The sequence below is a fragment of the Mesorhizobium sp. M0633 genome (assembly GCF_040320645.1).
In the GTDB taxonomy this organism is placed as follows: domain Bacteria; phylum Pseudomonadota; class Alphaproteobacteria; order Rhizobiales; family Rhizobiaceae; genus Mesorhizobium.
This window is the reverse complement of the sequence record NZ_JAMYQC010000040.1, coordinates 1-25446: the sequence shown is the minus strand read 5'-3', so window position 1 is coordinate 25446 and position 25446 is coordinate 1. Positions and strand designations below refer to the sequence as shown.

Genomic DNA, 25446 nt, shown 5'->3' with positions numbered 1-25446 from the left:
GATGCCGAGGATGGTTCGAGCGAGGTAGCGGGCCGAAAAATTCGCCCTCGAGTTCTGCATGGAGCACGACCTCAGATCATACATCTCATGGGGACAATTCTACTGCGGCTTGGCGCAAGTGCGCCATGGAGAACACCACAACGGACTCGACCTGATGCGAGCCGGGATGTCCGGCATGGACAAGATCAACTTTCGGATCCTTTGGACGGCTCATCTCGGCCACCTCGCCTGGGCGCTTGCGTCGGCGGGTAAAGTCGGGGAGGCGATGGACGTACTCTCGAAGGCATTCCGGGCCGTCGACCAGTACGGCGAGAAAGCGTACGAGGTGGAGCTTCACCGCCTCCGCGGCGACTTGCTCTGGCAAAGGGGCGCAGTCAAGGAAGCAGAGATCGAGTTCTGCAGAGCGGTTGAGATCGCGCGGGCTCAAAAGGCGAAGTCGTGGGAGCTCCGCGCCGCCACAAGCCTTGCACGGCTACACGCCGAGCGAGGAGATAAGGCTCAGGCCCTCGAAGTCCTCTCGCCGGTCCAATCTTGGTTTATCGAGGACTTCGACACAGCCGATCTACGGGCCGCCAGAACACTTCTCCACACTTTGGAGCTGGACGCTGGGGTTGGGTGAGCCAATTGCCGTGCGGTCGCAGCGCCAACTTTGGTCGCTCGGCTTGCCCTTGGCGAATGGCCCGTATGAGTCCGACTTCCGCTGTTCAGCCGCACAATGACTGGCAGCAAATGGCGCTCTGTGCTCGTTGCCGACGACCGATTCAAACGGCAAGGCTTGGCGCTCCTCGTCCTGCTGGTGCAAGCGCTTCCCCACCTCCGCACCGTACTGCGGTCGGATTCAGCATCTTGCCGGAACTCACGATAATCGACATTCTTGCCTGCCCGACGGCCAGCGTTCCGACGGGTCGTCACGGAGCGCCCGCCCTTGCAAGAAGACGACGCCGAAAACGCATTCCAAGAGGCGATCCTCGCTTCGGTGGTTCGCTCATCGCTCGACTGCGTGATCGTCACGGACGAAGCCGGATTGGTTGTGGAATTCAACCCAGCGGCCGAGGCGACCTTCGGCTATTCGCGCGCTGAAGCGGTCGGCAGACAGATCTCGGAGCTCATCGTCCCGCCGCATCTGCGCAAGGCGCACGCAAACGGGCTTGCGGCATATCTTGCGGGTGGCGCCCCGCGGTTGCTCGGGCGTCGAACAGAGCAGACTGCCATGCGAGCGAACGGCACCGAGTTTCCGGTGGAACTAACGATCACCGAAGCCCGGAGCGGCAAACGTCGTTTCTTCACGGCGAGCTTGCGCGACCTGTCGCAGCGCCACGCTGCCGACGCCGCTCTGCGTGCCAGCGAAGCCCGGTTGGCGGCGTTCATGAAGCATGCTCCCGTAGGCATGTACCTGAAGGATACCGACGGGCGCTATCTGATCGCCAATCCCGAAATGGGAAAGGTCTTCGGCCGGCCGGCCGAGAGCGCGATCGGATTAAGCGCGGCCGACATTTTCGGACCCCAGGAGGCCGCGATGATCGCGGAAAACGATCGCCGCGTCCTGGAATCGGGACAGGCGATTGCAATCGAGGAATTTCTAAACAACGCGGTCGACTATGCCTGGAGCCTTGTCGTCCGCTTTCCCGTTCTGGGGGCCGATCAGCAGCAGGCGCGCATCGGCGGCTTCGATATTGACATTTCCGAGCAGAAGCGCGCGGCCGAGCGCCTGCTGCGAAGCGAGCGGCGCTTCCGAGACCTCACTCACCATCATCCGGTTCCGGTCGTGTTCATAGACTCGCGAACGAGGCAGCTGATTAGCGCCAATCCCGCCTTCCGCGAGATCATGGGCATAGGCCCGGATGACGAGGACCGCTTCCGGCAGCACCGCTGGTTCGCCACACGGGAAGACTATCGGCGCCTCAAAGCCCTGTCACGTCAGCAGCCGCGCGCCGACGGCGTGGAGGCTCAACTTCGGCGTCTGGACGGCTCCGCGTTTCCCGTGTCGCTGAGTTGGCGCCACATCGAGATGGACGACCGACCGGTGATCGTCGGCAGCATTCTTGATCTCACCGCAACCAAGGCGGCTGAAGCCGAACTGGCGCGGTCGCGCGAGGCATTGGCGCAGAGCGAGCGGCTCAACGCACTTGGTTCGCTGCTTGCCGGCGTCTCGCACGAACTCAACAACCCCCTGGCGGTCGTCGTCGCGCAGGCCCAGTTGCTGGAAGAATTTGTAGCCGGAACCGCCCACGCACAGCGGGCCGGCAAGATCAGGCTCGCCGCCGAGCGCTGCGCGCGCATCGTGAAGACCTTCCTGGCAATGGCGCGACAACGCCAGCCGGAGCGCCGCAGTATCGACGTCAACGATCTGATCCGCGCGGTTCTGGATATCGCCGGCTACGGTTTGCGCACGGCAGGCATCGAGGTGCAATGCCGGCTCGCCGAGGGCCTGCCGCCTCTGGAACTTGACCCTGACCAGATGCATCAGGTGTTCTACAACCTGATCGTCAACGCGCAACACGCCCTGCAGGAGATACCGGGACCGCGGCGGATCGAGATCGAAACGGCGCTTGAAGGCAATGACCTCCAGATCGTGATCGCCGACAATGGCCCCGGTGTGCCCGCCGAGATCCGGAATCGCATTTTCGATCCGTTTTTTACCACCAAGGCTCAGGGTGCGGGCACCGGGATCGGGCTCGCTTTCTCGCTCGGCGTGGTGCAGTCGCACAATGGACGGCTGGCCCTGCTTGACCGTGCGGACGGCGCGCATTTCCGATTGCTTTTGCCGGTGGAGGCCTGCACTTCGTCAGATTCAGTCGAAGGTGTTGCGGCGCACTCGGTCGCGGGCATCGGTTGCACCGCCCTTGTGGTCGATGACGAGCGGGAGGTTGGAGAAACGATGGCAGAACTACTACAGGCTGAAGGTTTTGCCGTCAGGATCGTCGAGGACGGCGCCGGCGCCAAGGCAGCGCTGATGAGTGCTGTTTTCGATGTGATCTTTTGCGATCTGCGGATGCCGAACATCGACGGCCCCGCCTTGTTCGACTGGGCCTGTCAGGCAAGCCCGGGCATAGCGGAGCGATTCGTTTTCGTTACCGGCGACACGCTCGGCGGCGCTGCGGCGCGCTTCCTTGAACGGGCCGGTCGACCAGTTGTCGAGAAGCCGTTTTCGCGCGATTCCATCCGCCGGGCACTAAGCTCGTTGGCAGACGTTCCGCGCTAGCCAACGACCCTCTTTGCGCGCTGGCGCCTTCGGACAACACCGCAGCTTCAGCGAACACGCATCGCAGTCCAGCTTGCTCGCGCAATACCGCATAAAGCCTTCATCATCGACACTGCGTTGGCGCATGGGCTCTGATTATACCGCGATGGAGCGTCCTACGTCTCAATCGGGTCGACTCAAGCCCTAGCGCGAAGGTCAGGTTTGGAGAAGCGCCGGGAATGGCAGCTCCTGGCGCATTTGGGTCCTTATCGGCTGCCGGAGAGCCAATCGCTCTCGAGTGCAGGCACTCCAGTGGAGTCCAGACGTTGCATTGGACCCTCGACCTCTACAAAAGCACACTAAGCTTCCGGTCGGGCTACGACGGCATTCCGAAGCGATCGCTTCGGTGAGAAGTCGTCGTTCTCAATCGGGCGATGGGGATACATCGGCGAAGACGGCATAAGGGAGGATGGGCCAGACCGAGCCGACGGAAAGGTCGTAGCCAAGGCGTTGGAGCGGATAGCGCCTGGCCGGGAGGCCGCCGCCAGTCAGACTTACGCGGCGCGTCGTTGAGCGAGGTGAAGACCCGAACGGGCTCGACGAGGGTCCACGGCGGTCACAATGTTGTGGTGGTGATCGCAGTAGACGCGATCCGGCGAAGTTGGCCCAGCACAAAAACGATAACCGCCGGGTACAGAAGGGTCTTCGCTCACCGGGAAGCGGCACTGATAGAGGCCTAGCTGAATGAGGGGGACGTCTCGCGAAGTTAGTCTGATATTTTCAGGCATCATGATGGTTTCCTAGTTCACAGCAATTGCCGGCTGACGGCCGCAGTGCGACCCGTCAGGGGCGAGCTTCTCTCGTTTGGGAGGCTATGGATCACCATATGGTGTTGGCAGCACCGTCAATGAAGCCCGACGCCCTGCTTCTGAAGCCAATAGTTTGCGACTTAAGGCCACACCCATAAACGCATTGGCGATCTACCATCGTGTCCCCGAGGACCCGCCCGCCGCGGTTTGTTCGGCGGGGGTGGGCCTCCTATGAGACGCGCTCTGCCGACCCCCTCGTTCACAGTCCGGACCACCTCATGCCGGGCCGCTCTAGCCGCCAAAACCCAAATCACTCTAAAACGACCGAGTTCCGACCCCTTTAATAGATATGGGCATGATGGCTGGCTATCTCCGCGAGCGGCCTTGGACTGACGGTGTGCTTCGATGATTGTCGCGCCCCGCAGAGTGGCCGGGCTTCAATTTTCTCGTTCCCGGAATGCACGGGTAACCCAGAAGCCGACATTCTCAAAGCTCAGGAGCAACCGACAGCCGGACCGGTGCATTCGATGACGTAGATCCCTGGGATGGGCCCTTTGAGGAGTCGGCAAATCATCGGTCTTGGAAAAGCGGACTCGGCTGGCTAGGCTTCGGCTTCGTGACTGGGAGGTGACCAGATTCCAAAGCCCACCTTTCTTGACATCGCCCGCCGCGCCGGGGTTGGCACGGCGACGGTTGAGCGCGTGCTGAACGGCAGGGGTGGCGTCACGCCTGCCACTGTCGAGAAGGTCGTCGCCGCCGCTCGCTCGCTCGACTATCCTCGCCGCTTGCCGGAAGCTCATCACGGGGTGATCAGGATCGAGGTCATCCTGGTGCGTCCGGACGCCACCTTCTTTGCCCGACTGTCTCGCGCTTTCGAGCGCATCGCCGCGACGCTCGATCGTTCCATCGCCGTCCACCGCACCTTTCTCGACGAGGCGGACCCGGCGGCGATCGCCAGGCGCATCCTTGATCCGGACATGCGCCGCGCCGGCCTGATCCTCGCAGTTCCCGACCACCCGCTGGTTGGCGCCGCCTTGAGGAAACTCGAGGCCGAAAACATCCCGACCGTGCAGATTGTCACTGAGATTTCCGGCACCAGCGGGGCCTATGTCGGTATCGACAATTATGCCGCCGGGCGCATGGCAGGGCTGTTGTTGTCGCGCATGCAAAGGCGGCCAGGCAAGGTGGTGGCGGTCTGCCACAGCCAGATCTACCGCGTGCACCGCGACCGCGTGCGCGGCTTCTTCGACTACCTGATGGAGACGGCGACCGAACATTTCGAACCGATCGGGGCGCTGTTCGGCCATGACGATGGAGACCGCAACGCTGAGCAGCTTCTTGAAGCCTTGAAGCGCTGGCCGGACCTTGCCGGCCTCTATAATGCAGGCGGCGCCAATTCGGCGCTCAACGATGTCCTGCGCCGAAATCCGCTCGGACGCCAGGTCTTCTTCGTCGGCCACGAGCTCACCGAGCGCAGCGCCGTTGCACTTCGCGAGGGTACGATGGATGTCGTGCTCGACCAGGCACCCGAGGCGCAGGCGAGGCGAGCCATGGACCTCGTGCTGGCGACATTGAACCTGCACGACCTGCAAGTCGAAAACCCGCCGATCCGCTTCGTCACCTTCACTGCCGAGAACCTTTGATCTGATTTGATCAAGATAGAGCGAGCTTCGCCTCCGTCACGGTGCTAACTCCCTGCGAACGGACGGGGATCGCATATGAAGTTCGCCCCCTCATCCAGCCGCTTTGCATCCGCCTTCCCCGTTGGGAGAAGAGGCTGGCGCCAAGCGTAGACGATCTCCCTTTCCCCTCGAGGAAAGGTCGGATTGCCACAAATCGGATGGCAATCCGGGTGAGGGGGCATTCTTTCACATGCAATGGCGCTCCGCGAAGGGAGGACGACTAGTGACGAGACGGCTGACGGCCTACGATCTGAGGAGCGCCAAGGGCAGCCGCAAATGGCTGCAGCTTCACGTCGACACGCCGGCTGAGGCCGCCGCGGCTGTCGCCTGCAATATCGTAATCCTCTCCAGCGAGTCCGACCACAATCTGGAATTGATCCGTGAGGCGGCGCCTTTCGCCTTCTTGTCGGTCGGCATGCCGCATGGCGCGGTCGCCTCGCCCGACGAGGCGGTACGGCTCGGCTTTGACATGATCGAGCGCGGCGCCGACGCCGTCTATTGCTCGCATTCACCGCGCTTCATCGAGGCGATGGCGGCGGAGGGCATTCCGGTTACCGGCCATGTCGGCCTGGTGCCGAACCGCGCTACTTGGACGAATTTTCGCGCCGTTGGAAAGACCGCCGAAGAAGCCTTCAAGGTGCTCCGCGCGGCCAAGGACCTTGAGAATGCCGGTGCCGCCTGCATCGAGGTCGAGGTCGTGCCGGTGCGGCTTGCCGATCACATCACGCGCTCGACCCCACTGATCACCATGGGCATGGGCTGCGGCAGCGCCTGCGACACGCAGTACCTGTTTTCCAGTGACGTGCTCGGCACCCACACCGGTCACTATCCGCGCCACGCCAAACGCTATGCCGATTTCGTGACACTAGACGCCGACCTGCAGGAAAAGCGCATCGCCGCCTTCCGCGCCTTCGGCCGCGATGTGACAGCCGGCGCCTATCCCGAAGCGAAGCACCAGGTCGACATGGACGATGCCGCCTATGACCGCTTCCTCACCCTTTCCCAATCCCTGTGAGATCGACATGGACGACCTGAAATACGGCACGCGCAACAAAAGAGGCGACTGGGCTCCGAGCGAGCCGGCAGGCACCGCGCCGCTGTTCGCCTTTCCGCCTCGTCCGCTGGCGCTGCTGAAATGGCTGCCGCACTATTTCCTGCCCTACAATCTGCTGTTCGCGCTCTCGGCGGTCGCGTGGTGGCACTACGTGCTGCCCGACGTCGAGGTCATGAAGACGCTGAGCGTCGGATGGATCTTCAGGCTCTTCCTCGTCAACTGCGCGGCGCTGCTTGTCTTCTTCGGCGTCTTCGAGCTCCGGCTCTACATTTTGAGAGTCCAGGGCAATCGCTTCAAATACAACGGCAAATGGCCCTCCGAGCAGAAGAGCAAGGCTTTCTTCTTCGAGAACCAGAACCTCGACAACATGCTGCGTACCTTCGGCACCGGCATGCCGATCTGGACGGCGATCGAGGTCGCGATCCTCTACGCCTATGCCAATGGCTACGCGCCGTGGCTGACAGTCGCCGAGCATCCCGTCTACCTGTTTTGCCTGGCGCTGGTAGTGCCAATCATCCACGAGACGCATTTCTTCTTGCTGCACCGGGCAATCCACTGGCCGCCGCTCTACAAATGGGTGCATTCGGTGCACCACAACTCCGTCAACCCGTCGCCCTGGTCGTCGCTGTCGATGCATCCCGTCGAGCAGTTCGGTTATCTCGGCGTTGCACTCTGGCACCTGGTCATCCCGTCGAACCCGCTGCTTGCGCTCTACCAGCTCCACTATGCCGGCTTCGGCGCCATTCCCGGTCATGTCGGCTTCGACAAGGTCGAACTCGGCGAGGACACCAGCATCGATAGCCACGCCTACATCCATTACCTCCATCACAAATATTTCGAGGTGAACTACGGCGACGGCCTCATCCCGTTCGACCGATGGTTGGGCACTTTCCACGACGGCAGCAAGGAAGGCGAGGCCCGCATGCAGGCCCGCTACGAGAAGAAGAAGGCGCGCGCCAACGCCGCCCAATGACAGCCCGATCAGACAGCCGAGCGAGGCGTCCGCGCAAGCCATCCCGCAAGGGCCGGAAGTCGAAGGAGGGGTGAACCGGCACTCCATCCACAAGGGAGGAAAACCGTGAAGAAGCTTTTCATTTCGACCGCGTTGGCGGCCTTGATGTCGACCAATGCGATGGCTGCAAAAATTGGCGTCAGCATCGTCAACTTCGACAACAATTTTCAGACGTTGCTGAGGGACGGCATGCAGGCCCGCGCCAAGGAGAAGGGCGCCGGCATCCAGGTCGAGGACGCGCAGAATGACGTCGCCAAGCAACTCGACCAGGTGAAGAACTTCATCGCCACCGGTGTAGACGCCATCATCGTCACGCTGGTCGACACCAATGCGTCAAGGACGCTCAGCGAGGAAGCTGCCAAGGCCGGCATCCCACTGGTCTTCGTCAACCTCGAACCGTCAGACATGGCGAATCTGCCGGAGAAACAGGTCTATGTCGGCTCTAACGAGGTGGAGTCCGGCACGCTGGAAGCGTTCGAGGTGTGCAAGATGCTGCGCGCCAAGGGCAAGTCGGCAGGTGCCAAAGCCTACATCGTCATGGGCAGCCTCGTCCACCAGGCGGCCCTGCAGCGGACCAAGGATGTCGAGCAGATCTTCGGCACCGACATGTGCAACTTCATCAAGATCGTCGACAAGCAGTCGTCCGAATGGTCGCGCGACAATGCCCAGACCCTGATGACCAACTGGTTGACCGCCGGCGGCGCGCCGGACGCCGTCATCGCCAACAATGACGAATCCGCCATCGGTGCCATCCTGGCGCTCAAGGCCAACGGCGTCGACATGAAGAACGTCGTCGTCGGCGGCATCGACGCCACACAGGACGGCTTGCAGGCGATGAAGGCCGGCGATCTCGCGGTCACCGTGTTCCAGAACGCCAAGGGCCAGGGTGGCGGCGGCGTCGACGCCGCACTCGCGCTGGCCAAGGGCGAGAAGGTCGAACGCGTCGTCTACGTGCCGTTCGAACTGGTGACCTCGGCCAACGCCGCCGACTACCTCGACAAGAACTGATCCCAGGACCGGAGCCTCCGGGCGGCATTGCCGTTCCGGAGGCCCGACCGCAACTCATAGAGGAAAAAATGTCCAGCTGGATCACGGTCTGCGGCCTCGACGATATCGAACAGGAAGGTGCCCGCCGTTTTGACCATGAAGGCCGTACCTACGCCATCTTCCGCTCGCCCTATGATGAAGTGTTCTGCACCGACGGCCTATGCACGCACGAAGCGGTACACATCGCCGACGGACTGGTCATGGATTACGAGGTCGAATGCCCCAAGCACGCGGGCGCCTTTGACTATCGCACCGGCGCGGCAAAGCGGCTGCCGCCTTGTGTCAATCTCAGGACCTATCCTGCGAGGGTCGAAGAGGGCTCCATCCTGGTTGCGATGCCAGTGACAGGAGCCTGAGGCTTGGTGGGGCAGTCGACCTGCTCCCGTACCGCTTCGGTCAGTTAACTACTATGCAAGCGGCGTGCCTAAATGTGCGCTTCCGACTATTTCTGCCTGAAAACTGCCGGTCCGCTATTCGGCCCAAAACCGCCAGGCGGCAACGCGCCTGATATCGCACTTTGAGATCAGCTTTGCCGTTTCCTGAAAACTGACATCGCAGGCGACCCCACTGGAGGTCATGGTGGCGCCATTTGCCGACCTTCATTGCGTTTCTCCAAACCTGCCGTTCGCGCTACAGCCTGATACGACCATCAGCGGGCATGGCTGCGTCCTTGGCTCCGCGCTATCAGTAATCAGTGCCGCTATCGCTTGGTTACGTCATGGTAAAAATCTGATGCTGGACATCAGAGGTCGAACGGTCGGAGTCGACCACCCAAAGCCGAAGTTCTATCCGCGACACTATCCAATTGCCCGTCGCTTGTAATCAAGAGGTCATTGGCCTAATCTGAACTGAGGGGATGAGCAGTCTCCCCGTCAGACGGCTTCCGTCCAAGCACTGCGCAAGATCCTATTGAGGGATGGCGCGCGTGAATGGTACGTTCCTTTCGATTGCACCTCACTTATTGTCGCGAATTGTCGCAACTGCTTTGATGGCTGCGGCAAACCTGCCGGTTGCGACGTTTGACGCTGCGGGCCAAGGCACGGAGCCGCCATTACGGCTCGAGGCCAGAATCCCACTCGGAGATGTGCGCGGCCGCATCGATCACATGGCGATCGATTTAAAGAGGCGGCGCTTGTTCGTTGCAGAACTCGGCAACAACAGCATGGCGGTGGTCGATCTCACCCATCGAACCGTGCTTCGCACAATCAAGGGATTACGGGAACCACAAGGTGTCGCCTACCTGCAAGGGACCGACACCCTGTATGTCGCGAATGCCGGCGACGGCTCGGTTCGATTGTTTCGAGGAGCCGATTATGCCGCTATCGGGAAAGTCGACCTAGGGGAAGATGCCGACAATGTTCGCGTGGATAGCGCGACCAATCGGGTCTTTGTAGGGTATGGCAGCGGTGCGCTGGCTGTCATCAATCCCACGACTAACCGGAAAACCGGCGATGTGCCGCTAAAGGCGCATCCCGAAAGTTTTCAGCTCGACGCGAGGACGAGCCACGCCTTTGTGAACCTGCCGGACATACATTCAATCGCGGTCGTCGACCGCACATCACTGGCTCAAATCGCAACCTGGCCGACCGCCGGTTTAGCCGGTAATTTTCCGATGGCGTTGGACGACCCTCACCAGCACGTCCTTATAGCTTTTCGCCACCCTGCGTGGCTCGGCATCTTCTCCATGGGAGACGGTTCGCTCGTCGCGACTGCGAAGATTTGCGGTGATGCCGACGATGTTTTCGTCGATTCGAAACGGCAGCGAGCCTACATCAGCTGCGGAGACGGATTCATTGACGTGATGGATACCTGGGACCCGCCATATCGACGCATCGCGCATATTCCGACTGTGTCCGGTGCACGCACTTCGCTCTTTGTTCCCGCGCTTGACCTGCTTCTTCTCGCGGTTCGAGCGAGCGGAGAGCAGCTGCCGGCAATCTGGGCGTTTCGTCCAACACCTTGAGGTGCGCACCCGTGTGGACGACACGCTCCAGATTGCCAATCGTTTTCCTGTTGAGCTGCACACCGATTGCCTATTCGGCACCGGGCGGAGATGCTTCAATGGCCAGGACCTCTAAGCCCTCAATTTCTTGCATCACGTTTCCAGCGATACCTTGCAAATCGCCGTACATGCCGACGGTCGACTCGATTACGCCTTGTTGGATGATGCTGAGCTCTATTGGATCATGCAAAACGGCATAAAATGACCGGGATGCCTGCGTTTGGTCCAACGCACAACCAGGAAGAGCTATGGGCGATGGTGGCCTTTACCCGACGTCTTCCAGAGATGTCGCAATCGGAATACGAGAAAATCACCGAAGCCTTTGAAGGGCATCATCAGGCTGGAGGTGAAGACGTGCACCGGCTGCGTTTCGCAAGTGAGTCGTACAGGGACTGCGGAAGGGCGGTCGTGATCGCTGTCCGGTCGTGAGGACGAAGGGCCGCCTGATCCTCGGCTGTAGATCGTGTTCGCGCATCAGGTGACGAATCTTCCCTGCCGCGCAGGGCGGTGACGCTTGATAGCCAGGTTCGAATTTGTTGCGGAGGGCGCTGCTGGGATCACCGGTCCTAACTTGGTAAGACGTGGGTAGGTTGGATTGTCCGGTTCAATTGGTCATGACTGCGACGCAACGTCCGCTTCCGAGACCGCGATCTGACGGAACTTCTTCCGCGATGGCAGCCTTCTTTTCAAGTTGCGACAGACGCAGGACCTCTTCGAGACAGAGCGCGCCGCCATCTCCGTTGCCGACCGTCCCGCGCCGCGAATTCACGCGGGCCAACTCGAGGACGACCTGAGGACAACCGGGGCGACGCGCGTTGGTGTATATGACGATCGGCACGGTGAAGTGGGTGGAGCTTGGTGTCCGCACGCCCTGTATGCAAGGTCACGGGCAGGTTCTGCCCCTATTCCCGACCTTGACAGCCAAGCGCAATATGCGCCAGTTGCGTCTTCGGTCGTTGCAAGCCGTTGACACGATATGATTCAGCATTGTTGGGCAGCAGCCTGAGGATTGAAACCGATATTCACCTCGTTGGAAGTCTAACGCGACTCCGTCATGATCTTCCGGCCCTGTCGAGCGACGCTGCCAAAGCCGTTGACGCCAACGCAGGTGATGAGGGCAGGCTAGATCAGTGCAGCAGATCCGCCCGGCGACTTATCTTTTCGCGGCCCGAGCCTTGCGCGACATGGGCGACGGCTTCGTGGCCGTTCTGTTGCCGGTCTATCTCCTCGCATTAGGCTTCGCGCCTCTGCAGGTCGGCATCATTGCAACCGCATCGCTGCTCGGTTCAGCGCTCTTGACCATCGCCGTCGGACTCCTTGGTGCCCGACACGATCACCGCCAACTCCTGCTTGCCGCCGCCAGTCTGATGGTCGCCACGGGTGTGGCCTTTGCTGTGGTCCACGACTACGCGCTGCTTTTGGTGATCGCCTTCGCAGGCACCATCAATCCGTCGGCCGGCAGCGTCAGCGTATTCGTGCCCTTAGAGCATGCCGTGCTCACACGCGAAGTCACCCACGCCGCGCGGACCAAGATGTTCGCGCGCTACAGCCTTGTGGGTGCGCTCGCAGCCGCGGTTGGCGCGCTCGCTTCGGCGACACCTGATCTTCTGGCTCCAGCCGGCCTCGATCAACTCACCGGCATCAAGGCGATGTTCGTGCTCTATGCGTTGCTGGGCCTGCTCGGCGGTCTCCTTTACGCGCAGATCCCGCAGCGCCGTCCAACGTCGGACCCTGGCAGCACGTCCGCGCTTGGCCCCTCGCGGAATATCGTTTTCAAGCTTGCGGCCCTTTTTAGCCTTGATGCCTTTGCCGGCGGCTTCCTCGTCCAGTCGCTGCTTGCCCTGTGGCTTTTCGAAAAATTCGACCTGTCGCTTTCGGAAGCGGGCTTTTTCTTCTTCTGGTCCGGCGTCCTTTCGGCGTTCTCATTCCCCGTTGCCGCCTGGCTGTCGCGGCACATCGGACTCATCAACACGATGGTGTTCACACACATTCCGTCCAGCATCGCCCTGATGCTGGCGGCGCTTGCGCCGACGCTCCCTCTGGCGCTCGCCCTGCTGCTGATCCGTGCCGCGCTTTCGCAGATGGACGTCCCGACGCGCTCATCTTACGTCATGGCGGTCGTCACGGAGGCGGAGCGGGCAGCCGCCGCGAGCTTCACATCGGTCCCGCGCAGTTTGGCTGCCGCAGCCAGTCCCGCCCTGGCGGGCGCTCTGTTCGCTGCCTCGTTCCGGGCATGGCCCCTCCTCATCTGCGGCACACTCAAAATCATTTATGATCTGCTGCTGCTGATGCAGTTCCAGAACGTCAAGCCGCCAGAGGAACGCTGATATTTCTTGAGCGGGAGGGGTCAATCGCGAAGGCAAATGTTGGAAAGGTCGTCGATCACTTCGGCTCTGACTCCGGACTTGTCGAATGCCTAATGTGACCCGACATCCTCGACGCGATGCCTGCAGACCATCACCCGCTGCGCAGCAGACAACGAAAGTCTCCGCTGGGCTCTGCCGATCAGGTAGGCCGTGCTTTGTAAAAGCGGCACCAACCATCGGGGCTGATTTCACCCGCGACAATCTCGGATGCATTCGGCTTCAGGAAATGGGTGCACCCGGCACAGCGGCGACCTTTGTTTGGAACATCCTAATAAAGCGCCACAGGCTTTGGGGTTGTTTCGGCGCCGCGCGCCGCAGGCTGACCTGTCATGCAGGAAGGACACCTGCACCGGCAAATCGCCGCGCCGGTCATCGACACCTTAAGAAATTTCCGGCGAGACAGCGCTTGCCCTGGCTCACGTTGTGCCGACCCGCAATTTATCTCACCACGATCTTCTTTAATGATCTTTCCTCTCAATCGAACCCAAAGAAGCGCCGAGTGCTGATCAGATCGATTTGAGGTACTCGATCAGATCACTCTTTTCCTGATCGGTCAGATCAAGGCCGAGATGGCCGTCATCGTGCTCCTTCTGCGCAAGACGTCGATCGGTTCCACTCCTCCTGCCAGGGGTCGATCAAGTTTAAGGACCCGACGTCTCCTCCCGGCTCGAGGTCTATTTCAATAAAACCGTAGGTCACCGTCCTGCTTCCTTGATCCCTTGCCTTCCCTTACAATCCCTTCCGGACACAGAGGAGTTCCGCCATGAGCGAAGACGCCGTCAACATGTCGATCCGCAAGTTCCTGAAGGAAGTCGGCGTCACCTCCCAGCGCAAGATCGAGGAGACGGTGCGCGAAGGGCAAATCGGCGGCAAGAAGCTGAAGGTCCGCATGACGCTGACGGCGGAAGGCACCGGCCTCAACCACGTGGTGGACGGCGAGATCGAACTTCCATAAGCCGGGCGAAGCGACCTAGCGAAACGTCCGACGCGGCCGAAAGCGGTCGAGACGGATCAGCGGTTGGAATGGCGTTTGGCCGGGTCGATGTAGTACCGCTCACCCTACGCTCTTGCGATTCTGAGGGAACGGCTCGCTCCGGGTCAATTCACGGCCATGACCCCAAGCGGACGCTCATTCGCCCAGGCGAGGTCGTGGAGGCGCCATTTCAGGCCGCTGGCGCCGTTGATCAGGATGGCCACCCCGCATCAAAAGCGCACGTACCGATTTACCAGTTGCTCCGCTTTTCGCGTTCAAATGCACAGCTTTTGGTCTCCTGCCGTTCTCTTAGGGGATGGCCGGGGAGGTTTTTCAGGCAAAGATGACTTCGGCGAACTCTCATCAGTTGGTGGCTCTGTGGCCGATGTGTCACACAGCAAGACGCAATGCCGGTTCGGGTCAAAAAGCAATTGATTGGTACGCAATGATAATTCACCTTCATATCAAGGTGGGCTTGGCTGGATGATGCAGAGGGGGACCTCTGAATGCGCCTGAGCCATTTTGTCCGTGACGGTTTGGCAAGTAGGGCACCTAGATTTGCTCTCATTCCATCATTGACGTGCCAGAAGTGCTGGCCGCCTGCCGTCGACACCAACAACAGCTTCCGATCTTCTACTTCTTCTGACTTGACACTGCCGTCGCCTCGATGCGCCGGCGGCCATCGAGAGTAGCGAGATGCGCTCAATACCCTTTGTTTCGACGATAGTGGCGATGGTAGCGGAGGTCGCGACAGCGGAGGCCGGGGGCTTTGCGGTCCGCGAGCAATCCGCCTACGGACAGGGCTCGAGCTTTGCCGGCATGGCAGCGCCGGGCGATTCGATCAGCTCGATGTTCTGGAATCCGGCGGCGGTGACCACGGTGACCAATCCGACCATCGAGGGCAATCTGACAGCCATTTTCCCGCGCTCGGAGCTTGATGTCGACCCCACGCGTTCAACGCTTACGGCGTTGGGCATTACAGGCAATGGCGGCAACGTTGGCGAGACCGGCATCGTGCCGGCGGGCTATTTTGCAGTGCCGGTCACCGACGAGTTCTATATCGGCTTGAGCGTCACCGCGCCCTATGGCCTCGCTACGACTTCGCACGCGCCATGGGTCGGGATGTTCAGCCATCTCGACGCGAAGGTGGTGTCGGTCAACGCGACTCCGGTGCTCGGCTTCAAGCTCAATGACATGATCAGCGTCGGCATCGGCATGCAGATCGAGTATTTCGACGTCGACATCGAAACGGCGCTCGCACCGACCGCCACGCCGCCACGGCAACAGCTTAAGGGCGATGACGTCAATGCCGGTTTCGTTGCCGGCGTGACGTTGACGCCTTTCGACGGCACTACCATCGGCATCGGCTACCGTTCGATGGTCAAGCATTCGCTGAACGGCAGCCAGTCCTTCGGCATCCCCGTCGTTACGCCGATCGGCACGATACCCGCGGGAACCTATCCGGTCTCCGCCGACATCACGCTACCTGAAACTGTATCGATCGGCGTGCGTCAGCGCATCAACGACGCTTTCACGGTCATGGCCGGCATGGAGTGGGCCAATTGGAGCCGCATTCAGACCGTGCCGTTCGGCGGTTCGCCGGCCCGCACGAGCTTGGCACTCGATTTCGACGATGGATGGTTCTTCTCGCTCGGTGGCGAGTACAAATACAATCCCAATTGGACGTTCCGGGCCGGTCTCGGCTATGAGATCGCACCAACCACGGACGAGCACCGCTCCATGCGCCTGCCGGATGCAGACCGCGTCTGGGCCAGCATTGGCGCGAGCTACAACTGGAACGAGCGGCTTTCGATCAACGCCGCCTATACACACCTCTTCGTAGACGATGCGCCGGTCGACGAAACGACGGCAAACATTCGTTATGCCGGTGCGGCCGACGGCCGCGTCGACATCATCTCGCTCGGCGTGCGTTACAAATTCGGCGGATAGGAGTTCAATCCCTTGGCGCGCAGTTCGGCAGGGCTGCAGGAACAAGGTCCGCGCCGTCCTTTGATGGCAGCCTCGGCCTTCAGGCGCTTGCAGGCAGCCTCCGCGAGCCTTCAGAAAAATACCTTTGGCTCACCGCCGGAGGAGTCGATCAAGTCCAAGAACTTCCGGCAAGGTAATAGCTAGCTGAACTCCGCGACGCGCAGTTGTCGCTCAAGCCATTTGGCGAGCATTGGGAAGCGATCGACCATCTGCATCGGGACATAAAGCGGGCGCTCAATCTGCTTAACAATAGGCCGGCGGACTACGAGGAGCCGCATTTCGCGCCCATGTCGCGAGGGTGAAGAACTAGCCTATCAGTTTAGTGAAGTCGTGGCGCCGCGCGCGAACATGTGCCAGCAAATTCGTTTCGTTTACGACCCCTGATTGAAAGAGATTCAGCGTGGTCGAGGCCAGAATCTGACCATCTATCGGGGTGCTGTACCATTTGGCGTCGGCGGTTACCTGGTCGACAACCCGCTGGCAGATCGCCCGATCTTTAGGTCTAAGGAACTGACTGTTCAGTGCTCGTAGCATCTCGACGCCTTGAAACGGGGAGTCACCTGTCTCCCGCGCGATACCCATGCGTGGTCTCCGAGCATGGACCCTAAACGCATTCAGGCAGAAAATTGCCATTCGTTTGAGTGGTACCGATGTCGCGTGGATAAGCGGCGGTCCGCGAGCTAATCCACCATGTCGCGCAGCGGCTACTTGCGCTTTGGCGTCCTGTACTTCTCGACCAGCCTGACCTTGTCGATGTCGATCGTCACCAGCGGTCCCAGATCGACGGTCACCCTGCCGCCTTCCTCGTCTATGCGCGTGATCTGTCCGGTAAGCTCGATCTGCTGCCCCTTCTTCACCTTGGTATGATCGATGATCGAATGCGGAAAGCTATAGCTCGGGATGGAAACGCTGACGTGGTCCTCAGTGATCCGTCTGCGGACTGTGGCTGTGATCGCCACCACGTCACCAATACCTATGCCCCGCGCCATTCCATGAGTCTGGTGCGCTCGGCGCCTTACTCAAGATATTGCTAATTATGGATGAGCCCGCTTCCTCCAATCGATGGATGAAACCGATCGTGGGCCGGTGCTACTTTGATGCATCTCGCGACTTACCCGACAAGAGTTGGCTCCAGGGGCAAAATATGAGCAAGGCGACTCTCATTGCTATCGCAATCCTCGCGATCAGTGTCGGCTGTGCCGAAGCCAAGGACCGTAAGGTCGAAACCGCGACGCTCGGCACGTACGCCAATTCGAAGAACCTGCCGGTTTGTACCGCGTCAAGCTCACTCTTCGAAGTCCTCGGTGATAAATGTTTTCTCGTCACAGGTTCGATGATCTATGGCGACATCGCCGAACTCTCCCGGACAATCACTTTGAGTTGGTAGCAACAACCTCCCAGCGCGGCCTCCATTCTCCGGTATGGCCTTCGCCCAGATGTCGACCCAGTCTTGGAAGATAGACCGCATCAGTCGTCTACCTTTGCCTGAAGCTGAAAAGCTGATCGAAACAATTCGGAATAAGGGTGCTCGTTTTACCGTACCTGGTGTGGTGGATCTTAGCGACATCGCGGCCAGCGCCGACGGCGTCGCCAAGATCGTGCTCGAGTCCATTCAGGAAATGTTGCTGAAGCTCGCCCTGCAAATGGCTCGAGACGACTTCGAGGATCGCCGAGAACGCCAGAGGCAAGGCATCGAATTGGCAAAGGCGGGCGGGAAATATGCTGGACGCCAAGCTGACCTGGTGACACACGAACGCATTATTGTCTTCCGGTCTGGCGGCAACAGTATCAGCAGGACGGCGAAGCTGACCGGCTGCAGCGAAGCGCAGGTGAAGCGCGTCTGGGCTCGACATCAGAAGGAAAGCGGGAAGCAGGAAATGTTGTCGCAAAAGTTGAGTTCTGCGACTGTGCAAAAGTCCCATGCAAAACCGTTGCCTTGATCGGGAGTTTTCGCGACTAGGGAAGGTCGCGAGAGGTGGTTTTCTTCCGTAGCTCCCTCGATCGGAACGAGAAAAAAGCGCCAATTGCTGCCGTTCGCTTGCTGCCGACGAACGACCGCTTTCCACACCGGTCATTTCATGCCGTCGCTCGGTTCGCCCGCGGGTCACTCATTGGGCTGCGTTCATCACTAACTTGACCGGCCAAGCCACCGGACAACTTCGTAAGCCAGCATAGGGCGGCGAAACCCCTTCAGCCTCAGTTCGCCAACTGGAACGGATTCGACCAATGATTCAACGGCACCAAGAACCCGTTGGCTGACGAGAATCTGGCGAGACTTGGCCTCCTCGCACAATCGAGCCGCATGATTCGACACAGTGCCAATCACCGCATAGTCCGCGCGCTGATCGAAACCGATCCGCCCTATGGTGGCGTGGCCCCGGGCGATACCGATTCCGAAGCCAAGCAAGTAGTCCCGTTTGCGCCATCGCTCTGAATGCTCGTCAATTGCGTCACGCATCGCCGCAGCCATTGAGACAGCCCTCTCGGTGTGATCGGCACAGGGCAGCGGATCATTGAAAACAACAACGATACCGTCGCCCACGAACCGCTCCAAAGTCCCCTCGTGACGGACGATTTGTTTGCCGAGACAGGAATGGTACTCGCCAAGGACCATCATTACCTCCTCGGGCTCGGCAGTCTCGGCGAAGGCTGTAAAGCCGCGCAAGTCGCAGAAAACGACGGTCACCTCGCGACGGTGGCTTTGAAGAAGCGCGTCTCCATTGCCTGCCGCAACGACAAGGTCGGCGACCTGCGCGGGAAGAAAGCGTCGGAGCCGGCCGATTCGCTCGATCTCCGTAACCTGCTCCGCCACTGTTTGTTCAAGAGAGCGATTCCATGCAGCCAATTGCGCTGCCTGATCCTCGAGGAGCCGCGTCTGGCTCTCCACGGTATCGTATAGCGCCTTCTGGCGCAGCATCGAGCGTACGCGCGCCATTAGTGCCCTGTGCTCGAACGGCTTGGTTAGATAGTCATCGCCGCCGGCATCCAACCCCTCGACCACATCTCGTGTATCGGCTTTTGCGGTCACAAGGATAACGGGGATCGATCGCAGGGAAACGTCTGCCTTAAGCGTGCGCACGACGCTTATCCCGTCGAGCTTCGGCATCATGATGTCGAGGAGGATCAGGTCCGGCTTGAGGCTGCGCACCATGGCAAGCCCCTCTTCGCCGTCCGCTGCAGTCACCACTTCGTAGCCATTCGCCTCGAGGCGCATGCGCAGGATTTCGAGATTTTCCGGCGTGTCGTCGACGGCGAGAATGCGAGGCGGATCGTGCAAGGCCCTGTCTCCTCAGGAAAGCAACTCCCGGATCTTGGCAAGCAGCTGGCGCGGACTGAATGGCTTGGCAATGTAGCCATCGCACCCTGCAGCAAGGGCCTTCGCCTCGTCGCCTGACAATGCGTAGGAGGTGACGGCGATTATCGGAATGTGCCGGAGCGCCGGGTCAGCCTTTATGCGGTTGGCAGCTTCATACCCGTCGATCACCGGAAGCTGAATATCCATCAGGATCAGGTCCGGCTTTTGCGCTGCGGCGGCAGCGACGCCGGCAGCACCGTCCGCGGCCTCGATCAGTTCGTATTCGGTGGTGGCGATGAGATCGCGCACGATCTGCCGGTTGTCCTCGGTGTCTTCCACCATCAGGATTCTCTTCCTCATGCTGCCTTCACATCCTCTCCCGCTCGGATCGGTATCTTCATGCGGAATGTCGAGCCTGAACCCGGCACGGACTCGACGCTTATGGTTCCACCATGCATTTCGACGATACGCTTCGAAATCGCCAGGCCGAGACCCGTGCCACCCTTCTGCCTGGTGCTGCTGTTGTCGACCTGTTGGAATTCATCGAAAATGAGCGCCTGGTCTGTGGGTGCAATGCCGGGACCCGTGTCGCGTACGATTATCTCGAAGTGGCCGTCGACCGCGTCGGCAAGGATGTCGATCGCGCCCCTCTCCGTGAACTTGACGGCATTGCCGGCAAGGTTGAGCAGGACTTGGGTCAGGCGGCGTTCGTCCCCGCGGCCCAGCGGAAGGTTTTCGGCGACGGTCACAGCGAGCGAAAGCCCTTTTGAACGCGCCAGCGGCTCCACAGCTGTAACGGTCGATCGAACAATTTGCCCAACGGAATAATCCTCGAGCGCCAGCGTGAGCTGACCCGCTTCGATCTTTGAAAGATCGAGCACGTCGTTGATGAGCCCCAAGAGATGACGGCCGTTTGCTTGCACGCGCGCCACGGTTGCCTTTGCTTTGTCCGGGAGCTCCCCGTAAATCCCGTCGACCAAAAGTTCGGTAAAGCCCAGAACCGAATTGAGCGGCGTCCTCAGCTCGTGGCTCATATTCGCGAGGAACTGAGACTTATGGCGGCTGGCCGCCTCTAGCTCCCGGCCTTTTTCTTCGATCTCGCGGAACAGCTTCGCGTTTTGAATGGCGAGCACCGATTGGGCTGCAAAGGTTTCCATCAGATGGACGATTTGCTGGTCGAATTCACCTGGGTTGCGTCGCCTGACGACGAGCGCGCCGACGATCTTGTTCGGCCTGAGCAGCGGAACCACCAGGACGCCGCGATATCCGGCGTCGAGGACGATCTTCTGAGCGGGAGAGGGCGTTCCTTCGCTGAGATCGGGTACCTGGACAGGCGCACGGCGCCGTGCGGCGTCGCCAATCCCGGGATCGTTCAGCCCGATGGCCTGGTCGGAAATCGCGGCAATGAGCTCATCGCCCATCCCATAAGTCGCGCGTGAGCGGAATTGTTGTCTGGTGCTGCTGAACACATAGATAGTGCCCGCATCCGTGTCCGAGAGTTGAACCGCCTTCGCCACGATCGTCTGTAGCACCGTGTCGAGATCGAGCGTCGAATTGACCGCCTTGCTGACTTCCCCGAGCGCCTCCAGTTCGCCGACTGATCGCGCAAGCTCGGCCGTGCGCGCCTGCACCTCTTGATATAGCTGCCCCAGCTGCTCGGACGTCTGGTTGACATTGCCGGCAAGCACTCCGAGCTCGTCCCGATTGACGACGGCAACCTGCTGCGCAAAGTCGCCGGCTGCTATCTGGCGCAGACGCGTCTCAATCTTCTTGACCGGCTCGATCAACGACCAGGAGATGATGTAGCCAAGCGCCAGCGCCAGCAGAATGCTACCCACCGCAAAGGAGACCACGATCAGCCGGGAGGTGCCGTACGCCCCCTTGGTCGTTTCGATGGCGGTCACCATGTCGGCTTCGGCGATGTTGACCAACTGGTTCGTCAGCCGTTCGAGGCGCTCGGCCAATGGCATGATCTCAGTTTGCTGAACCTTGCGCGCCTCGTCCGTGCGGCCGGCGCGGATGAGCTCCACGACCTGTGTCACCCCCGCCGTAAACCGGTCGTACTCTTGCCGGACCTGGCCGAGCACTGCCGCCTCACTTTCGGCCACGAACTCCATGCGGTCGAGGTCGTAGCCAAACTGGCTGAGCTGGCGCAGCGCTGCATCCAGCATCCGGTCGTCCTGAAGCAAGAGCGCGGTAGAGATGCTGTAGAGTTGGTTCGTCGTGTCGTGCTGAACCTGGCGGTAGGCTGCGATCCGGCGCTGCAGCTTGATCAACTCATTTGTTTGATCGTTGATCCCGCTCAACACCTGCAACCCGACGGCCCCGAGCACGATCAGCAGGCCGACGATCGACAGAAAGGCGATCAGCAGCTTGGTCTGCACGCGCGCCGGCAGCCGCGCAACCCAGCCCACCAGCCGGTTTGTGATGTTATTTGGATTCGTCCAAGAGGCTGAGAAGGTCACCCCGGAACTCCTCCAAGTCGAACCGGACGCCGAGATACTGTACGCGCAAGGTGCCGGTCGGGTCTATGAGCGACGTCAGGAATGTGTGATCGACGTCTCCTTTCGCCACCTTCCTCGCGAAGATGCCGTACTTGCGTCCGACCTCACGGATGGTTGTCGGATCGCCTGTGAGAAACGCCCAACCGTCCAGATCAGCGCCGAAGTCCTGTGCATATTGCTTCAGCACTTCGGGCGTATCGTGCTCCGGATCGACGGTGATCGAAACGAAGGCAACACTGGGCCCGAACGCACAACCTAGCTTGTCCTGCACGTGCGCCATGTTGGCGGTCAGCATCGGGCAGAGGTCGGGACAATAAGTATAGATGAAGGTGACGGCGACCACCTTGCCGCGAAAGTCGTGGAGCGACACGGGCGCTCCATCCTGCGACGTCAGCGTAAAATCGGGGGCCGGTCCGATCCTCGGCAGGCGCTGGTCGTGCGGCGCGTCGTGCGCGTGCGCTGGCCAGGGAACAAGCAGCGCCAACAGCAGAGCGCCGGCCAGCCACCTGCTCATATCTTCAACTCGCGCTTCAGTTCGTTGAGGAAACGCCAGTCGGTGCCTTGGGCCAGGAGCTTCTGGGGGGCGCTCTTGAGCATCCCGACCTCGTGTAGGCGCAGGGCGTAGAAGCGCAGGGTGTCCTCCGCGCTATACTCGCGCCACTGACCGTAGGGGATCTCCTTCATGACCTGGACGGCAAGGTCGTAGCGCTTAGTAAAGCCCTGGTCCAACAGGAACTGCGCGGACTGCTCGGGCTCGCTGGCGCAGAAATCCGCCGCTTTCAAGATGGCGCGGAGGGCGCGTTTGGTGGCCACCGGATTCGTGCGGACGAACTCCCGGTTCCCAGCCAGCATGCAGCAGAAGTATTGCGACCAGGGCCGGTCCACGGTGCTGCTAATGACCACATGGCCGATCTGCTGCTCCCGCATCTCCTGCGGTTCGGGGGGAAAGCCTAGGTAGGCATCGATCTTCCCCTCACTTAGGAGCCGGATGGACTCGGATCCCGGATGCGTGACGAAGTGTATGTCCTTGTGGAGGTCCAGGCCCACATACGCCGTCATAGTGGCGAGAAAGACGTATCGGCTGGAATCCAGCGCCGGCACGGCCACGGTCTTCCCCTTGAGGTCGCGAATCGCCTGGACGCGATCGGTCCCGAACAGCTCAAAGCAGCCGACGTGGAGTCCTGCCAGGATGACGATGGGATCCCCCGCCTCCAGGCGGAGAAGGAGCGGGGCGGCGAAATGGTTATTGAGGTCGGCTTCACCGGAGGCGAGGGCCGTCTCGATATCTGCGGTCCCCTCTTTTTGGAGGTAAGTGACCTCGGTGAACCCTTCGCTGCGCAGCAGTTCTTCGGCTACATACTGGGGGGCCTGACAGATGCTGGGAATCCGGACGAGCCGGATCCGCGTCGTCTCAGGCGGTGGCTCCGCAGCGGCGGCTCGCCTGGGGTGCCACCCCAGTAGCCCCGCTGTCCCCGCCAGCGTTATCCCACGCAGGAACCTCCGTCGGCTGAATCGTCCGGGGTATAGGGTATGCATGGGAACCTCCCTTCCAAATGCTGGCCAGTGTGACACCGAGAACGCTGACCGGTGGACAAGCCCGAGCGTCGGCCATGCCAGCATGGCGAGCTCCAGGCCATATATTTACTAGTTGCTCACGTCTTCAACTCGCGCTTCAGCTCGTTGAGGAAGCGCCAGTCCGTGCCCTCGGCGATGATCGTCTGTGGGCTTGACTTGATCATGCTGGCTTCATGTAGGCGCAGGGCGTAAAACCGTACGGTGTCCTCGGGCTCGTATTCGCGCCACTTGCCATAAGGCACGTCATTCATCGTCTGCAGGGCATAGTCATAGTTGGCGGTGAACCCGTTATCGACGATCTGTTGCGCGACGCGCCGTGGCTCGGTGAAACAAAGGTCCGCCGCTCTGAGAATGGCGCGCAATACGCGCTTGGTGGCAGCCGGATTGTTCCGAACGAACTCCGCATTGCCCGCCAGCATGCAGCAGAAGTACTGCGACCAGGGACGATCGATAGCACTATTTACGACCACACGGCCGATGTTGCGGGCGCGCAGCTCCTGAGGCTCGGGCGGAAAGCCGAGGAACGCATCGACCTTTCCTTCTACGAAAAGCTCCATGGGCTTTGCGGAGGGACTGGAGACCCAGCTGATGTCCTTGTCGGGATCGAGCCCGACATAAGCTGCCATGCTGGTCACGAACACATGCGGGGTTGATCCCAGTCCTTGTATGCCGACACTCTTGCCCTTCAGGTCTGTGATGCTGCGGATATTCTCTTTTCCGAAGAGTTCAAAGCAACCGGGGTGCACGCCCGCCAGCACCGTGATCGGATCTCCGGCATCGATCGCAAGGGCGAGTGGTGCGGCGAAATTCAGACTGAAATCCACCTCGCCGCGCGCGATCTTCTCCGATTGCCCGACGCCTGCTTCCGCTGCCACATAACGGACGTCGGTGAAGCCCTCTGCCCGCAGCAGTTCCTCTGCTACGTACTGCGGCGCAATGCAGATGCCACTGATCTTTGCAAGGCGGATGGAGGTGGTCTCAGGCGGGGGCTCGGCCCGGGCGCTTGTCGCTCTGCCGAGAAGGCGCGCGAGACCAGCTGCCGCAGCGCCGGCTAAGAAATGGCGGCGATTCTGGATCTGCATCGGATGCTGCTCTCCCACAAGCTGCAAACAGATTGCAGTCGGAACGAACAAAAGAGGTTCCGGCAGAAGCGGATAGTCTCGTGAGCGCGCCGAGTAGTCAAAGCGCGCCCAGTCCAGATGTGGGAGTCTTGCGCTCTCAGTCGCCGGACCAGGAATGTCCCAACCAGCGATAAGCAAATATACTCCTGATTTGCGTTTGGAGCGAGGGTAAAGCTCAATCGCTGCCAAAACACAACCTAGAGCAGCGGGGCCCGTTTTGGGTCCACATTCTACCTGAGCCACGCGAACACAGATCGCCACATCGGCTGCCCCGCAGCCTCCGACACCCGAACGTCCGCCGTACTCTTTTTCGGACCTTCGACAGCGTGTCGAATCGTCTGCATCGGATCATGGGTTTGAATTCGACCGCCGTCGAACGAACTTCTGTTTTGGCTGTGGAATGTTGCCCTTCGCCTCGTCAATTGGAACGAGCAAGTTGCGCCATGTTCAGACATTCGCGGTGCTTCTCCAGAGCGGACGTTAGCTCATCGGTAGGAGTCGACCTGCGGACCATGCCTGATGGTAGGTGTAAGGGAACGGCGTGACCCCCATGCGATGAAGCGGCGGTAGGCCGCCGCTCCGAATTTGAGCGGCCCGTCCGGCAACGCTATAATTGACCGGCAGGGGACGTTATCGATGACGCAAATCAGAGCGATGACTGAGCAGGACGTGCCGTCGGTATCGCTGCTCATTGGAGAGTCTTGGCGCAGGACGTACTCGCCAATCATGGGTGCCGAGACCGCGGCCCGCATTTCGGATGAAGATCACACGCTGCAGCGGATTGCGGCGGAACTGACAGACACCAACAAAATGTCGTTCGTGGCAGAACGGCCAGA

Annotated in this window: 21 protein-coding genes and 1 pseudogene; 14 read left to right on the top strand and 8 right to left on the bottom strand. The window is 60.5% G+C overall.

All coding sequences use genetic code 11. The annotated features are described in order from the left end of the window. The first annotated feature begins 175 nt into the window (after positions 1 to 175). From NKI47_RS29775 to NKI47_RS29720, 11 genes are all read left to right on the top strand, one after another. On the top strand, positions 176 to 619 hold the full coding sequence (locus NKI47_RS29775; protein ID WP_502897023.1) for a hypothetical protein: 444 nt from the start codon (positions 176 to 178) through the stop codon (positions 617 to 619). A 306-nt stretch (positions 620 to 925) separates the two neighbouring features. Next, entirely contained in the window at positions 926 to 3202 is a 2277-nt protein-coding gene (locus NKI47_RS29770; RefSeq protein ID WP_352708787.1) for a PAS domain S-box protein, read from the top strand. 1423 nt (positions 3203 to 4625) lie between these two features. Then, complete coding sequence (locus NKI47_RS29760) at positions 4626 to 5633, top strand: LacI family DNA-binding transcriptional regulator (protein WP_352594645.1); 1008 nt, start codon at positions 4626 to 4628, stop codon at positions 5631 to 5633. Between the two features lie 262 nt (positions 5634 to 5895). Further along, positions 5896 to 6687, top strand: coding sequence for a 3-methyl-2-oxobutanoate hydroxymethyltransferase (locus NKI47_RS29755; RefSeq protein ID WP_352594587.1), 792 nt, complete (start codon positions 5896 to 5898; stop codon positions 6685 to 6687). Between the two features lie 7 nt (positions 6688 to 6694). After that, positions 6695 to 7699 carry a sterol desaturase family protein gene (locus NKI47_RS29750; protein ID WP_352594585.1) on the top strand — a complete coding sequence of 335 codons (1005 nt, stop codon included), beginning with the start codon at positions 6695 to 6697 and terminating at the stop codon, positions 7697 to 7699. A gap of 105 nt (positions 7700 to 7804) precedes the next feature. Beyond that, positions 7805 to 8746, top strand: a complete 942-nt coding sequence (locus NKI47_RS29745; RefSeq protein WP_352594583.1) for a substrate-binding domain-containing protein — start codon at positions 7805 to 7807, stop codon at positions 8744 to 8746. A 68-nt stretch (positions 8747 to 8814) separates the two neighbouring features. Then, the gene (locus NKI47_RS29740; RefSeq protein ID WP_352594581.1) at positions 8815 to 9141 is read left to right on the top strand and encodes a MocE family 2Fe-2S type ferredoxin; all 327 of its coding nucleotides are present in this window, start codon (positions 8815 to 8817) and stop codon (positions 9139 to 9141) included. 569 nt (positions 9142 to 9710) lie between these two features. Beyond that, positions 9711 to 10748 (top strand): YncE family protein, encoded by a 1038-nt coding sequence (locus NKI47_RS29735; protein ID WP_352594579.1) that lies wholly within the window; start codon positions 9711 to 9713, stop codon positions 10746 to 10748. Positions 10749 to 11971: 1223 nt separating this feature from the next. Further along, positions 11972 to 13114, top strand: a complete 1143-nt coding sequence (locus NKI47_RS29730) for an MFS transporter (protein ID WP_352594643.1) — start codon at positions 11972 to 11974, stop codon at positions 13112 to 13114. 802 nt (positions 13115 to 13916) lie between these two features. Then, on the top strand, positions 13917 to 14108 hold the full coding sequence (locus tag NKI47_RS29725) for a DUF6494 family protein (RefSeq protein ID WP_023679340.1): 192 nt from the start codon (positions 13917 to 13919) through the stop codon (positions 14106 to 14108). A 750-nt stretch (positions 14109 to 14858) separates the two neighbouring features. Next, entirely contained in the window at positions 14859 to 16076 is a 1218-nt protein-coding gene (locus NKI47_RS29720; RefSeq protein ID WP_352594577.1) for an OmpP1/FadL family transporter, read from the top strand. 345 nt (positions 16077 to 16421) lie between these two features. Here NKI47_RS29720 and NKI47_RS29715 read toward each other — a convergent pair whose 3' ends face one another. Both NKI47_RS29715 and NKI47_RS29710 read right to left on the bottom strand, forming a co-directional pair. After that, complete coding sequence (locus NKI47_RS29715; protein ID WP_352594575.1) at positions 16422 to 16697, bottom strand: hypothetical protein; 276 nt, start codon at positions 16695 to 16697, stop codon at positions 16422 to 16424. Positions 16698 to 16819: 122 nt separating this feature from the next. Then, a complete protein-coding gene (locus NKI47_RS29710; protein WP_352594574.1) occupies positions 16820 to 17104 on the bottom strand; it encodes a hypothetical protein in 285 nt (94 codons plus the stop codon). Positions 17105 to 17259: 155 nt separating this feature from the next. Between NKI47_RS29710 and NKI47_RS29705 the strand changes: the two genes are divergently transcribed. Together NKI47_RS29705 and NKI47_RS29700 are read left to right on the top strand one after the other, a co-directional pair. Next, entirely contained in the window at positions 17260 to 17502 is a 243-nt protein-coding gene (locus NKI47_RS29705; RefSeq protein ID WP_352594572.1) for a hypothetical protein, read from the top strand. A gap of 34 nt (positions 17503 to 17536) precedes the next feature. Continuing rightward, positions 17537 to 18055: a recombinase family protein gene (locus NKI47_RS29700; protein ID WP_502898099.1), complete on the top strand. Its 519-nt coding sequence runs from the start codon at positions 17537 to 17539 to the stop codon at positions 18053 to 18055. A gap of 188 nt (positions 18056 to 18243) precedes the next feature. On the opposite strand, the gene NKI47_RS29695 is transcribed toward NKI47_RS29700, so the two are convergent. The 6 genes from NKI47_RS29695 to NKI47_RS29670 are packed head-to-tail and all read right to left on the bottom strand — an operon-like array spanning position 18244 to position 24571. Beyond that, positions 18244 to 19392, bottom strand: a complete 1149-nt coding sequence (locus NKI47_RS29695; RefSeq protein ID WP_352594571.1) for a response regulator — start codon at positions 19390 to 19392, stop codon at positions 18244 to 18246. Positions 19393 to 19404: 12 nt separating this feature from the next. Next, complete coding sequence (locus NKI47_RS29690; protein ID WP_352594569.1) at positions 19405 to 19770, bottom strand: response regulator; 366 nt, start codon at positions 19768 to 19770, stop codon at positions 19405 to 19407. Next, complete coding sequence (locus NKI47_RS29685; RefSeq protein ID WP_352594568.1) at positions 19767 to 21875, bottom strand: sensor histidine kinase; 2109 nt, start codon at positions 21873 to 21875, stop codon at positions 19767 to 19769. The genes NKI47_RS29690 and NKI47_RS29685 overlap by 4 nt, the downstream gene beginning before the upstream one ends. Further along, a complete protein-coding gene (locus NKI47_RS29680) occupies positions 21841 to 22398 on the bottom strand; it encodes an SCO family protein (RefSeq protein WP_352594566.1) in 558 nt (185 codons plus the stop codon). The genes NKI47_RS29685 and NKI47_RS29680 overlap by 35 nt, the downstream gene beginning before the upstream one ends. 26 nt (positions 22399 to 22424) lie before the next feature. Next, positions 22425 to 23534, bottom strand: coding sequence for an ABC transporter substrate-binding protein (locus NKI47_RS29675; protein ID WP_352594565.1), 1110 nt, complete (start codon positions 23532 to 23534; stop codon positions 22425 to 22427). Positions 23535 to 23566: 32 nt separating this feature from the next. Beyond that, a complete protein-coding gene (locus tag NKI47_RS29670) occupies positions 23567 to 24571 on the bottom strand; it encodes an ABC transporter substrate-binding protein (protein ID WP_352594563.1) in 1005 nt (334 codons plus the stop codon). A 675-nt stretch (positions 24572 to 25246) separates the two neighbouring features. On the opposite strand from NKI47_RS29670, the pseudogene NKI47_RS29665 reads away from it, so the two are divergent. Beyond that, positions 25247 to 25446: pseudogene (locus NKI47_RS29665) on the top strand (GNAT family N-acetyltransferase); the annotation flags it as partial.

Excerpts from the sequence above, each read along its gene's own strand:
- NKI47_RS29730 (WP_352594643.1), top strand. The coding sequence starts at position 11,972 with ATGGGCGACGGCTTCGTGGCCGTTCTGTTGCCGGTCTATCTCCTCGCA.
- NKI47_RS29690 (WP_352594569.1), bottom strand. The coding sequence starts at position 19,770 with ATGAGGAAGAGAATCCTGATGGTGGAAGACACCGAGGACAACCGGCAG.
- NKI47_RS29740 (WP_352594581.1), top strand. The coding sequence starts at position 8,815 with ATGTCCAGCTGGATCACGGTCTGCGGCCTCGACGATATCGAACAGGAA.
- NKI47_RS29710 (WP_352594574.1), bottom strand. The coding sequence starts at position 17,104 with ATGGCGCGGGGCATAGGTATTGGTGACGTGGTGGCGATCACAGCCACA.
- NKI47_RS29750 (WP_352594585.1), top strand. The coding sequence starts at position 6,695 with ATGGACGACCTGAAATACGGCACGCGCAACAAAAGAGGCGACTGGGCT.
- NKI47_RS29720 (WP_352594577.1), top strand. The coding sequence starts at position 14,859 with ATGGTAGCGGAGGTCGCGACAGCGGAGGCCGGGGGCTTTGCGGTCCGC.
- NKI47_RS29725 (WP_023679340.1), top strand. The coding sequence starts at position 13,917 with ATGAGCGAAGACGCCGTCAACATGTCGATCCGCAAGTTCCTGAAGGAA.
- NKI47_RS29715 (WP_352594575.1), bottom strand. The coding sequence starts at position 16,697 with ATGGGTATCGCGCGGGAGACAGGTGACTCCCCGTTTCAAGGCGTCGAG.
- NKI47_RS29670 (WP_352594563.1), bottom strand. The coding sequence starts at position 24,571 with ATGCAGATCCAGAATCGCCGCCATTTCTTAGCCGGCGCTGCGGCAGCT.
- NKI47_RS29675 (WP_352594565.1), bottom strand. The coding sequence starts at position 23,534 with ATGCTGGCATGGCCGACGCTCGGGCTTGTCCACCGGTCAGCGTTCTCG.
- NKI47_RS29700 (WP_502898099.1), top strand. The coding sequence starts at position 17,537 with ATGGCCTTCGCCCAGATGTCGACCCAGTCTTGGAAGATAGACCGCATC.
- NKI47_RS29775 (WP_502897023.1), top strand. The coding sequence starts at position 176 with ATGGACAAGATCAACTTTCGGATCCTTTGGACGGCTCATCTCGGCCAC.
- NKI47_RS29705 (WP_352594572.1), top strand. The coding sequence starts at position 17,260 with ATGAGCAAGGCGACTCTCATTGCTATCGCAATCCTCGCGATCAGTGTC.